We start from the raw sequence: 11,282 nt of genomic DNA on the forward strand, positions 1-11,282 counted from the left end.
GGCGGCGCCCGTCAGGCAGGCAGGAGCGCGCCGCCCGTCAGGCCAGCCGGAGCGCGAAGACCGCGAAGCCCGCCGCGAGGAGGCCCGCCGCCGCCCGGCGAGCTCGCGCGCCGTGCGTGCCCGCCTCCCAGGGCTCCTCGAACCGTCGGGCGTAGCGGGCGATCAGGACGAGGAGGGCGGCGAACAGCGGCATCCAGGCCGGCCGGGCGAGGAGCCAGCCGGCCGTGTCCGGGCTCGTGGTCAGCCCCTGCACCGCCCCGGCGAACGACGCGGGGACGGCGGCGGCCAGCATCGCCGTCTGGTGCCAGCACAGGATCGTCATCGCCGACAGATTGATCACGACCACCGGGGCCCACAGCGCGGGACGGCGCAGCGCCCTGCCGATGCGGCCGTGCAGGAGGAGGGCCGCGCCGCTCTGCGCCGCCGCCAGGGCGAGGACCAGCAGCGACGGAGGATGCGAATTGGTCCGCGCCTCGCCCGGTACGCCGACCATCGACGCCGGGTAGTGGAAGACGAGCAGCAGCGCCGCGAACAGCACCGTGCCGCCGACGAGCAGCACGCGGGCCCCGCGCCGGGTCAGGCGGCCCAGCCCCCACGAGACGCCGAGCTGATAGGCGAAGAGCCAGCCGGGCAGGATGTTCAGCACGCCCAGCCAGGACGGCACGGCGTCCGCGTACGGCCCGTAGCGCAGGAGATCGACCGCCGCGACCGAGCCGATCAGCGGCGCCGCCGCCCACCCGCCGAGCTTTCCGGCCAGCCGCACGCACTGCGGCGTGAGCGCCGTGACGACGGCGTAGACCCCGACGAACCACAGCGGCTGGATCACCAGCTTCGCGCCCGTACGCAGCGTGGCCTCGGGCACTCCGGCCGCGTACAGCACCGGGATCATCAGCGCCCAGACGGCGGTCACCCCGAGCACCGGCCGGCCCAGCCTGACCATCCGGCCGCGCAGCCAGGCGCGGGTGGTGGAGGGCCTGCGCCCGTACGAGAGCACCGAGGCGTAACCGCCGACCAGGAAGAACACGCCCAGCATCTGGAGCACCCAGCTCACCGGGGCGAACACCGCGAAGGTGGAGAGCGGGCTGGCGTTGTGCAGCGCGCCCTCGCCGTCCAGGGTGAAGCCGCCCAGCAGCCAGTGACCGGTGGGCACGGCCAGCAGGGCGAGGGCGCGCAGTCCGTCGACCGCGCGGTCGCGGTGCTCCGGGGTCCGGGCGTCGATCCGGGAGACCAGCTGCCGCACGCTCATCACACGGTCCCCTCGGCGATCGCGGCGAAGGCGCGCAGCGAATCCGTGCCGGGGGCGAAGTAGCCGGTGTGGCCCTTCGCGTCCCGGGCCGGCACCCGCCTCGCCCCGAACTCCGCATCGGCCGGATCGGGGCCGTGCCCGAGCCCGGCCACCTCCACGTGCGGCACGTCGTCGATCCAGTCGGTGGCGTTCCTGGCCGCCCAGACCCGGGCGCCCGTGCGCAGGCCGGCCACGTCGTCCGCGCGCATCCCGGGGGAGCCGAGCACCACCAGGTCCGTGGCGCCGAGCCGGGACGCCGCGAGCCCGCACACCACCGAGCCGTAGCTGTGGCAGAACACGACCGGCGCGGGCAGTCCGTCGGCCGCCAGCCCCGCCGTGAAGCGGGTCAGCCGCTGCGCACCCGCCTCGGCCAGCGCTCCCGTCGCCGCGTCCAGCCCGAGACCGACCGGAGTGGTGTAACCGGCCCAGGCGATGACGGCGCCGCCCCGGCCCGTCTCGGCGTACAGCGACTTCGCCATGCCCGAGGGCGTGCCGTACACATCGCCGCGCCGGTCGAAACTCCCGGCGTCGATGTCCGACCCGGGGACCACCACGGACACATGACGGGCGGAGCGCAGATCCCCGAACACCTCGGCGACCTGACCACGTCCCCGGGGGTCGAAGGCGAGGATCTGCCGGCCCGGCGCGGCCAGCCGGAGGTACCGGGGGTCGGAGGAGGTGCGCAGCGCGAGGGAGTTGGCGCGGTAGCGGAGCTCCAGCGGCGCCCCGTCCAGATTGCCCACCACCGACGGGTGGCGCTCCAGCAGGTCCTGCCGCTCGCTCGCGCTCAACCCCTGGAAGAACCGGTGGACTTGCTTCGGGGTCGCCCGAGCGGGGTCGGGCAGCTGCCGCCCCAGGACGCCGTCGGCGCGCCAGGCGTCACTGCCGGGCGGCGGCCCGGTCACCGCCCTTTGGGCGTTCCCGGACGCCCAGCCGGCCGTTCCCGTCACCACGGCGGTCGCCAGTGCGACCGCGGCCAGCGTCCTCGCGAATCGGCGCATCGTGTCCTCCCCTTACGGCGTGCGCACACCGGACGGTGTGCCGGGAGGAAGGTAGGAGGACGGCCGGTGACAGGGCGTCACCCTGCGGAGCCAACTGCCCGGTGGTACCGGGGTAGGGGGCGTACGGGGGGACAGCCCCCCACCGCGCCGGGGGCCACCGGGGTGCGTACGGGCCCACGCGTCCGGGGGGCGGCCCGGTGCGGGCCCGCGCGGCCGGGATATTCCGGGCGGGCTTCGCGCCTGCGCCTCCGGGACCGCCGATGGTGAGCGTCGGGGCGTGGCGTGGGGGACTGCGGGGGTGGGGCGCGCGTGGCGTGCGGGGCGAGCGCTCCCGCACCCCGTTCACCAGGTCCTCGGAGCGGCCTTCCGCGAGAACCTTCAGGGGGTGTCGCGAAGGTCCTGCCGGGTGGCTCGAGTCGACCTCGGGGACGCGGCTGTCGGTGTCCTCACGTAGGTTCTGTCCGTCGGCCCGGCAGGCGGGGCCGACGGAGCTGAGGGGCGTGTCGTAGTGAGCATCTATCTGCACTTTCGCGCGGTGGCTGAGTCCGAGATCCGGGACGACCACAGCTGGCTGACCGCGTTCATGTCCGCGGCTTGGGACGACGGCCCCGCCGAGTACGCGGCGGGCATCGCCCACTCGATCAACAAGTGCTGGGACCTCGTCAACGACCTCTATGCCGCTGCCGATGCCCTTGACGCAGACGCCGACGAGTCCTGGACACTGCCGATCTACGGAGGCCGCCCCGTGCCGAACAGCACGGACGCCGACCTCGGGGACCCCCCGCTGATGCTGCTGGAGCCGCCGGCGGTGTCACAGGCCGCGCGTTTCCTCGCGGACGTCCCTTTCGAGGCGCTGTGGAACGTGGTCGGTGCCGGCTTCGGTGACCTCGGCTGGACCGAGCAGGAACTCCTCGGACACCACCGGGACCTCCAGCAGTTCTACGGGCAGGCGGCTTCGGCAGGTCACGCCGTGGTCAAAGCGGTGTGGGCGTGAGACGGGACCACGTGCTGGTCACCGGCGCCCGCCGACGGCTGCGGCCGGACGACCGCAGCCGTCGGCGGACGCCGAGCGTGTCGTATCGCGTGGGCACAGTGGGGTGGCCTGGCAGGTACCTTTCGGCAGCAAGAGCTCCGACGCGGCCCACTGCTCGTCCGAGGGCCGCGCGGGGCGGTCCGGGTCTACGCCTCGCCGGGTGCCACCAGGCCGGACTCGTACGCGAAGATCACCGCCTGGGCCCGGTCCCGCAGGCCGAGCTTGGCCAGCACCCGGCCGATGTGCGTCTTCACGGTCTGCTCCGCCAGGACCAGCCGTGCCGCGATCTCCTGGTTCGACAGACCCCGGGCGATGAGCTCCAGCACCTCCGTCTCACGGGGCGTCAGCGCGTTCAGCCGCAGCGCCGGGCCACCGGTGGGCGCCGCCGGCCGCTGACGCGCGAAGTCCGCGATGAGCCGACGGGTCACCGAGGGGGCGAGCAGCGCGTCCCCCGCCGCCACGACCCGTACGGCGGAGATCAGATCCGCCGGAGGGGCGTCCTTCAGCAGGAATCCGGAGGCCCCCGCCCGCAGGGCCTCGTAGACGTAGTCGTCGACGTCGAAGGTCGTGAGCATCAGGACCTTCGGCCGGTGCACCACCCCCGCGGGAGGGCTCAACAGCTCGCGGGCGGCGGCCAGTCCGTCCATCTCCGGCATCCGGACGTCCATCAGGACCACATCCGGATGCACCGTCCTGCTGACCTCCACCCCCCGGCGCCCGTCCGGTGCCTCTCCCACCACGTCGATGTCGCTCTGCGCAGCCAGCAGCGCGGCGAACCCGGCCCTGACCATGGCCTGGTCGTCGACGATGATCACGCGGATGGTCACGGTTCCTCCGGGGTCAGGGGTGCCGGGGGCGGCTCGGACGGCGGCAGCGGCAGCCGCGCGGCCACCCGGAAGCCCCCGTCCGGCAGCGGGCCGGTGTCGAGCGTGCCGCCGGTCAACCGTACGCGCTCCCGCATGCCCACCAGCCCGTGTCCCGTCCCCGACACCTCCAGGGGCGAACCGGGTTCGCTGGGCGGTTCGTTGACCACCAGCACCGTCAGATGACCGTCGCGCGCGGTGACCGACACCCGCGTCCGTGCGCCCGGCGCGTGGCGGACCACGTTGGCCAGCGCCTCCTGCACGATGCGGTACGCCGACAGATCCACGGTCTGCGGCACGGCGCCCCGCTCCACCGCCTCCCGCACCTCCGACCCCAGCGACAGCTCGGCCGGGAGTCCCGCCCGCACCGTCGCCTCCACGAGCTGCTGCACCCGGTCGAGACCGGGCTGCGGGGCGAGCTCGCCCCGGCTTCCGTCGCTGCGCAGCACCGACAGCAGCCGCCGCATCTCGGACAACGACTCCCGGGCCGCCGCCGCGATCGACGCGAACTCCGCCTGCGCCTCCTCGGACAGCCCACCGATCCGGTACGGAGCCGAGTCGGCCTGCACCGTGATCACCGACATGTGGTGCGCGACCACGTCGTGGAGCTCACGCGCGATCCGGGTGCGCTCCTCCAGCAGCGTCCGCTGCGCCCGCTCGGCCTCGCTGATCGTCTCCTGCTCGGCCAGCATGCGCCGGGCCTCGCTCCGTTCCCGTACGACGGCCCCGATGACCAGTACCACCCCGCCGAGGACGAACAGCAGCAGCGCGCTGTCGTCGCTCCGCTCGGGAGCCACCGGACGGAAGGCGAGTCCGGCCGCGCCGGTGGCCAGCCAGACGCCGATCAGGGTCTGCCGTCTCTCCCGCAGGCCGACGGCCAGCAGCACGAAGAGACAGCCGATGACCGCCGGCGGGGGCCACGGCCAGAGGGTGCCCGGAGCCGGCCCCTGCCCCAGCAGCACCAGGGCACCCACCACGTCCGCGGCGAAGACGATCCACCAGGCCTGTAGCGGCCGGTGCGCCAGCATCAGCAACGGCGCGGCCTGACCGACGGCCAGGGCACCGGCGACCCCGCCGGGTACGCCGTAGTCGCCGGTCAGCACCTGGATCGTGACGGGAACGAAGACGGCGGCCAGGGCCAGTACGACCGCGTAGGGCAGCAGCCGCAGCCAGAGCCTCGGTGACCCGGCGAGCAGCGGGGCCGGGGGATGCGAGGGGTGGGACAGCCCCTGGGCGAGCTCACGCAGATTGCGGCGGGCGGCGCTCAGCAGACCGTCGGAGGGCGGCGGAGGCCCGGAGGGAGATGTCGTCATGATCGGGTCAGGGTAGGCGCGGAGCGCGCCGGACGGCGTCATACCGGGGGGCCGAACCCGGGGCCGCTGCCCCGTACCCGGGTAGGGGGCGGCGGAGTCCGCCCGGCCCCGCAGGACCCGACGCCCGCGCGGCCGGGGCGCTCCGGCTACAGCTCGGCGAGCAGTTCCGCCTTCTTCGCGCTGTACTCCGCTTCCGTGACCAGTCCGGCCTGATGCAGATCCCCGAGGTGGCGTATGCGCTCCGCGATGTCCGCGGGATCGCGCCGCGCGCCGCCCACCGGGCCGGGAACGGTCGCGACGGGCACGGACTGCGTCCGGCGGACGGACTCCAGGACGGCCGCGGCGAACGGCAGCGACTCGTGCACCGGCCCGTAGCCCAGGCCGAACGTCACCGCCGCAGGGTCCTGGTCGGGCTGGACCCGGTGGGTGACGCCCTGGGGGTCGGGGCCCGGGCCGTCCTCCCCGGACTCGGCCCCGGCGCCGCGGGGCAGCAGCCGGAGGTACCCCTCGAAGGCGTCGGGCGAACGCCATTCGATTCCGGCCAGTTCCGCCACGGGGAAGGACTGGTCGCCCGCCTTCCACTTGGCACTGGAGGCACCCGTCCAGAACCACCGGAACGAGACCAGTTTCCCGTCGAAGGCGGCCCGGCCGTCGTAGGCCTTGAAGTGCATCGGAGGCTCGGGAGCCGTCACCATGAAGCGGTCGGCGGGCAGCGAGGCCTCGTCCCCGAGGAGGGCGCGCATCTCGTCGGCGTAGTACTCCGCGAGCGTCTCGCTCTCGGCGGGCAGCACCAGGCGGTAGGGGTCGCCGCTCTCCTTCAGCTGCCCGGCCGCGGCCTCCAGCAGCGGATCCGCCCCGGGTCTCGGCACGGCGTGCAGGACCACCGTGCCCCGCTTGCCGGGGGTCAGCGTCACCGACGACAGCGCCGCGTACGGAACGCGGCGTTCGCGCAGACTCTGGTAAAGCCTCGGCGCGCGGATCCCCCGTTCGAAGCGGATGAGCACGGAGTCGGTGTCGAACTCCCAGGTGGCATGAATTCCGGCCAGCACATCACCCATGTGCCTCATCGTATGCGGCACAGGCTCGCACGTCCCCCTTCGGTACAGGCAGAATCACGGCCGGGCAGGGAGGCCGTTCGCCGTTCTCCACGCGCGTCACACGCGTCTCTACGCGCGTCAGGTCTCCGGCTCGCCGGAAATCTCCCGGTGGCACGCGGCATCGCTGCTCGCGCAGGTGACCGAGTCGTAGGCGCCCACGCCGATCGCGGCGAAGTTGTCGAGACTCTGCGTCCCGGGCTCGAAATAGCCGCTGTGCCCGACCGCGCCGCTCGCCGACACGATCCGGGCCCCGAAGGCCGGGTCGACCGGATCGGCGCCGTGGCCGAGCCCTCCGACCGCCATGTTCGGCACCTCCGCGATCCAGTCGTCGCGGTCCCGCATGGCCCACACCCGGGCCCGGGTGTGCAGGGCGCCGGCGTGGTCCGCACGCATACCGGGACTGCCCGCGACCGCGATGTCGGACACCCGGTCCGGCAGCTCGTGCGCGGCCACGCCACACAGCACGGAGCCGTAGCTGTGGCAGAACAACGAGACGTCCGAGGTGCCGGGCAGCGCCTTGAGCAGCGCGTTCAGCCGCACCGCGCCCTCCGAGGCCAGACCGCCCAGCGCGGCGTCCATGCCGATGCCCGCCGGCGCGGTGTAGTCGGCCCATGCGATGACCGCCGTGTGTGAACCCGGGCGCGCCGAGCGCTCCGCGGCGTACAGCGACCGGGCCATGCCCACCGGCGCCGCGTTCTCCTTGACGCCGGTGCGCTCCAGGGTCAGCAGATTCGTGTCGACCCCGGGTACGACCACCGAGACCCGGTCCGCCCGGTCCAGATCGCCGAAGACCTCGGCCGCCCGGCCGCGGCCCGACGGGTCGAACGTGAGGATCTGCCGGTCCCCGGCGAGCAGGGAGCGGAAGCGGGCGAGCCGGAGGGCGGCCTGGTGGCGTCCGTCCGGCGACAGACGGGTGTCCAGCGTCCGCTGTTCCTCGGAGGCCTCGGCCTGCGCGAGGGCGTGCCGGTTCGCGCGGTACCGCAGGCCGACCGGCGCACCGTTCAGATTCCCCACCACCAGCGGGTACTTGTCGGCGAGCGCGACCTGCTGGCCCGCCGTGAGCGTCGCGAAGAAGTGGGCCAGCCGGTAGGCGGGCGAGCTCACGTCCGGGAGTGCGTGACCGGCTATCCGGTCCTTCGCCCAGGCAGCGAGCGCGATCTCGCGCGGCGCGGCGGAGTGCTGGTTGCGCACGGCGGTCCACCCGGTGGTCGCCAGCATCACGAACACCACCGCGACGGCGAGCAGCGCGCGCCATGCGGTGAGCGTGGGGGAGGAGTCGAAGGAAGTCACTGCGCCCCACCCTAGGAGACGCGCGCGTGCCCTCACCGCAGGGGTGACGCGGATCACTCGACCGCAGGGAATTGACCGCTCTTCTCTTACGCTCCGTGCGCGCCGAGTTCACGCTCCGGCGCACGGAAGCCCCGGCGCGCGCCCGAAATGCCCGTATGTGCGCGCGCCTTGTGATGTCGGCCATGGGGGAGGCGTGAGGAGTGCGGCACACCTGTGCGGTTCGCGTAAGCGTGTGCCTACGCGGCCCGCCAGTTGGCGGAGAGTGCAGGTCCGAGGTGGTCCAGGTGGCGTTCGGTCATCTCCCTGAGCGCTTCGACGCCCGCGTCCTGGCGCCGGCCCCACAGTTGCCCGGTCAGCCGCATCACCCCGGAGAAGGCGGCCACGGCCACCCGGGGGCGCGGGTCCGCCTCCACGTCGATCCCCTCACGCTCCGCGATCAGCGCGGCGGCCTGTTGCTCCAGTCCGATGGTGCGCCGGATGTGTGCGGCGAGCAGTGCCGGAGTCGATTCGATCATCCGATAGGTGCGGATCCGGAGTTCGAGCATGGCCTCGTCCTCGACGTCCTCCGCGATGCCGTCCCAGGCGTTGCCGACCGCCCTGCGCATGGCCTCGAAGGGGGGCTCCGAGGCGGGGCGTTGACGCAGCTCCGTGAGGAAGCGGGCGTCCACCGCGTCCTGGACGGCGAACGCGATGGCCTCCTTGTTCGCGAAGTAGCGGAAGAAGGTGCGCTGGGAGACGTCCACCGCTTCGACGATCTCGTCGACGGTGGTCCGGTCGTAGCCCTGTGTGGTGAAGAGCTGGAGGGCGGCGTGCAGCAGGGCCTCGCGGGTGCGCTGTTTCTTCCGCTCGCGCAATCCGGCCGGGGCTTCGGTGACCAGAGCCCCGGATGTCTGCCTGCGTGTCACGTGCCGGACCTCTTTCCGCCGTTTTTACCTGCTGAGCCTACCTGCGAGCTACGTGTCAGTTACTGTCTCGTGAAATGGTTTGTCAACTGTCAGCCACTGCCATAATGTCCGGTGCATGACTAGTCAGACCACTGTCGAAAAGGCGCCGCGGGAGCCTGAAGACACCCTTGTTCCCGCACCGGTGAAGGGGCTGCGCGGCCACCCCTGGCTGACGCTCTTCGCCGTGGCCATCGGCGTGATGATGGTGGCGCTCGACGGCACGATCGTCGCGATCGCCAACCCCGCCATCCAGCAGGACCTTGGCGCCTCGCTCGCCGACGTCCAGTGGATCACCAACGGCTACATGCTCGCCCTCGCCGTCTCGCTGATCACGGCGGGCAAGCTGGGTGACCGCTTCGGGCACCGCCAGACCTTCCTGATAGGCATCGCGGGCTTCGCCGCCGCCTCGGCGGCCATCGGCCTTTCCGACAGTGTGACCCTGGTGATCGTCTTCCGCGTGCTTCAGGGCCTCTTCGGCGCCCTGCTGATGCCGGCGGCGCTCGGGCTGCTGCGCGCCACCTTCCCGGCCGAGAAGCTGAACATGGCGATCGGCATCTGGGGCATGGTGATCGGTGCCTCGACGGCCGGCGGGCCCATCCTCGGCGGCGTGCTCGTGGAGCACGTCAGCTGGCAGTCGGTCTTCTTCATCAACGTGCCCGTCGGCGTGCTCGCGCTCCTGTTCGGCCTGGTGATCCTCCGGGACCACCGCGCCGAGAACGCGCCGAAGTCCTTCGACATCGGCGGCATCGTGCTGCTGTCGCAGGCGATGTTCTGCCTGATCTGGGCGCTGATCAAGGGTGCGGAGTGGGGCTGGGGCGACTGGAAGACGCTCGGCTTCCTGGGCGCCGCGCTCGTCCTGTTCCTCGTGTTCGCCCTCTCGCAGAAGAACGTCCGCGAACCGCTGATCCCGCTCGCCATGTTCCGCTCCGTGCCGCTGTCGGCCGGCGTGGTCCTGATGGTGCTGATGGCGTTCGCCTTCATGGGCGGGCTGTTCTTCGTGACCTTCTACCTGCAGAACGTCCACGGCATGAGCCCGGTCGACAGCGGTCTGCACCTGCTGCCGCTCACCGGGATGATGATCGTCGGCTCGCCGCTCGCCGGGGTCGCGATCACCCGGTTCGGCCCGCGCGTACCGCTGGTCGGCGGCATGGTGTCCGTCGCGATCGCCATGTTCGGCATGTCGCAGCTGAGCGTCAGCACCGGCACGCTGACCATGTCGCTCTGGTTCGGTCTGCTCGGATTCGGTCTCGCGCCGGTCATGGTCGGAGCCACCGAGGTCATCGTCGGCAACGCCCCCATGGAGCTCTCCGGTGTCGCGGGCGGGCTCCAGCAGGCCGCCATGCAGGTCGGCGGAAGCCTGGGCACGGCCGTTCTGGGTGCCGTGATGGCCGCGCGGGTCGACGCGAAGCTCGAGGGCAACTGGAAGGCCGCCGAGCTCCCGCCGGTCGACCCGGCGCAGCTCGACCAGGCGTCGGCGGCGATCAAGGTGGGCATGCCCCCGATCGCCCCCGGCACCCCGCCGGAGATCGCGGCGAAGATCACGGACGTCGCCCATGACACGTTCGTGTCCGGGATGAGCGCGGCCTTCCTGGTCGCCGGCATCGTCGCCGTGGTCGCGGCCCTGGTCGCCACAGTGACCAAGCGGGGTGCGAACGCCGAGGCAGGGATGGGCGCAGGCCACATCTGACCCCTGGCACACCCCCGTGCCGTCCCCGGCAACCCGCCGGGGACGGGGCGTCAACACAGCACACCCGACAGCCCCGCCGGACCCGTCCGGCGGGGCTGTCGCCTATCAGGGTGGTCCACCGCCCGGCCCCTTCCCGCGCCTCTCCGGCGCAGGTCAGAGTGCGGTCATGGCGAGTCGTCCGGCTCGCCCGACCACGGGGGTTGATCCACCATGCGTACGACCGTCCTCGCCGCCGCCCTGGCGGCCACCGCACTCGTCCCTGCCGCGGCCCTGGCCGCCGGCGCCGAGACCGGCGCCCACCGGGCGCCCGCCACCGAGCGCTCCCGCCCTGCCCCGCAGGCCGCACCCGCGGGGCTCGCCCCGTGCGGGGCGGGGCAGCTCTGTCTCTGGCCCAGGCCCGACTTCACCGGAGCGGCCCAGGTCCACGAACTGTCCACCGTCGACATCGAGAGCTGCGTCCCCCTGCCCGCGGGACGGCACGCCCAGGCGCTCGTGAACCGCACGGGCCGGCCCGTGACCACCTTCCAGTCGGCGGAGTGCGCGGAGACCGGGGAGTTCGAGACGTACCCGGGAGGCGGCACCTGGGTCCCCCGCTCGCCGTACACGGTGCGGGCCTTCAAGATCTGGGAGAGCTGAGCCGGGCCCCGGGTCTGCGTCTGCCGGGCATCTGGGTGAGCTGAGCCGGGCCCCGGGCCTGTGTCCGCCGGGCATCTGGGTGAGCTGAGCCGGGCCCCGGGCCTGCGTCCGCCCGGCGCGCGGCCCCCACCGG

Annotated in this window: 10 protein-coding genes; 3 read left to right on the forward strand and 7 right to left on the reverse strand. The window is 73.0% G+C overall.

Annotated features, from left to right (window positions below; all coding sequences use genetic code 11):
* Positions 1 to 37 precede the first annotated feature (37 nt).
* Complete coding sequence (locus ACFY8O_RS09475; protein WP_145801719.1) at positions 38 to 1,246, reverse strand: acyltransferase family protein; 1,209 nt, start codon at positions 1,244 to 1,246, stop codon at positions 38 to 40.
* The gene (locus ACFY8O_RS09480; protein WP_387900308.1) at positions 1,246 to 2,286 is read right to left on the reverse strand and encodes an alpha/beta hydrolase; all 1,041 of its coding nucleotides are present in this window, start codon (positions 2,284 to 2,286) and stop codon (positions 1,246 to 1,248) included. Before ACFY8O_RS09480 ends, ACFY8O_RS09475 begins: the two co-directional genes overlap by 1 nt.
* A gap of 535 nt (positions 2,287 to 2,821) precedes the next feature.
* On the opposite strand from ACFY8O_RS09480, the gene ACFY8O_RS09485 reads away from it, so the two are divergent.
* Complete coding sequence (locus ACFY8O_RS09485) at positions 2,822 to 3,280, forward strand: DUF1877 family protein (RefSeq protein ID WP_387900310.1); 459 nt, start codon at positions 2,822 to 2,824, stop codon at positions 3,278 to 3,280.
* A gap of 185 nt (positions 3,281 to 3,465) precedes the next feature.
* Here ACFY8O_RS09485 and ACFY8O_RS09490 read toward each other — a convergent pair whose 3' ends face one another.
* From ACFY8O_RS09490 to ACFY8O_RS09510, 5 genes are all read right to left on the reverse strand, one after another.
* A complete protein-coding gene (locus tag ACFY8O_RS09490; protein WP_145801722.1) occupies positions 3,466 to 4,146 on the reverse strand; it encodes a response regulator in 681 nt (226 codons plus the stop codon).
* Positions 4,143 to 5,495 carry a sensor histidine kinase gene (locus tag ACFY8O_RS09495; RefSeq protein ID WP_387900312.1) on the reverse strand — a complete coding sequence of 451 codons (1,353 nt, stop codon included), beginning with the start codon at positions 5,493 to 5,495 and terminating at the stop codon, positions 4,143 to 4,145. Before ACFY8O_RS09495 ends, ACFY8O_RS09490 begins: the two co-directional genes overlap by 4 nt.
* A gap of 146 nt (positions 5,496 to 5,641) precedes the next feature.
* Positions 5,642 to 6,553, reverse strand: a complete 912-nt coding sequence (locus ACFY8O_RS09500; RefSeq protein ID WP_145801724.1) for a DUF4429 domain-containing protein — start codon at positions 6,551 to 6,553, stop codon at positions 5,642 to 5,644.
* 117 nt (positions 6,554 to 6,670) lie between these two features.
* Positions 6,671 to 7,882 (reverse strand): alpha/beta hydrolase, encoded by a 1,212-nt coding sequence (locus tag ACFY8O_RS09505; protein WP_145801725.1) that lies wholly within the window; start codon positions 7,880 to 7,882, stop codon positions 6,671 to 6,673.
* Positions 7,883 to 8,118: 236 nt separating this feature from the next.
* Entirely contained in the window at positions 8,119 to 8,787 is a 669-nt protein-coding gene (locus ACFY8O_RS09510; protein ID WP_387900315.1) for a TetR family transcriptional regulator, read from the reverse strand.
* Between the two features lie 238 nt (positions 8,788 to 9,025).
* On the opposite strand from ACFY8O_RS09510, the gene ACFY8O_RS09515 reads away from it, so the two are divergent.
* Both ACFY8O_RS09515 and ACFY8O_RS09520 read left to right on the forward strand, forming a co-directional pair.
* Positions 9,026 to 10,513, forward strand: coding sequence for an MFS transporter (locus ACFY8O_RS09515; RefSeq protein ID WP_387901072.1), 1,488 nt, complete (start codon positions 9,026 to 9,028; stop codon positions 10,511 to 10,513).
* A 210-nt stretch (positions 10,514 to 10,723) separates the two neighbouring features.
* A complete protein-coding gene (locus tag ACFY8O_RS09520; protein WP_387900317.1) occupies positions 10,724 to 11,149 on the forward strand; it encodes a peptidase inhibitor family I36 protein in 426 nt (141 codons plus the stop codon).
* Positions 11,150 to 11,282 lie beyond the last annotated feature (133 nt).

It is taken from the genome of Streptomyces argenteolus (assembly GCF_042902585.1).
Taxonomy (GTDB): domain Bacteria; phylum Actinomycetota; class Actinomycetes; order Streptomycetales; family Streptomycetaceae; genus Streptomyces; species Streptomyces argenteolus.

Excerpts from the sequence above, each read along its gene's own strand:
- ACFY8O_RS09475 (WP_145801719.1), bottom strand. The coding sequence starts at position 1,246 with ATGAGCGTGCGGCAGCTGGTCTCCCGGATCGACGCCCGGACCCCGGAG.
- ACFY8O_RS09480 (WP_387900308.1), bottom strand. The coding sequence starts at position 2,286 with ATGCGCCGATTCGCGAGGACGCTGGCCGCGGTCGCACTGGCGACCGCC.
- ACFY8O_RS09495 (WP_387900312.1), bottom strand. The coding sequence starts at position 5,495 with ATGACGACATCTCCCTCCGGGCCTCCGCCGCCCTCCGACGGTCTGCTG.
- ACFY8O_RS09500 (WP_145801724.1), bottom strand. The coding sequence starts at position 6,553 with ATGGGTGATGTGCTGGCCGGAATTCATGCCACCTGGGAGTTCGACACC.
- ACFY8O_RS09515 (WP_387901072.1), top strand. The coding sequence starts at position 9,026 with ATGATGGTGGCGCTCGACGGCACGATCGTCGCGATCGCCAACCCCGCC.
- ACFY8O_RS09520 (WP_387900317.1), top strand. The coding sequence starts at position 10,724 with ATGCGTACGACCGTCCTCGCCGCCGCCCTGGCGGCCACCGCACTCGTC.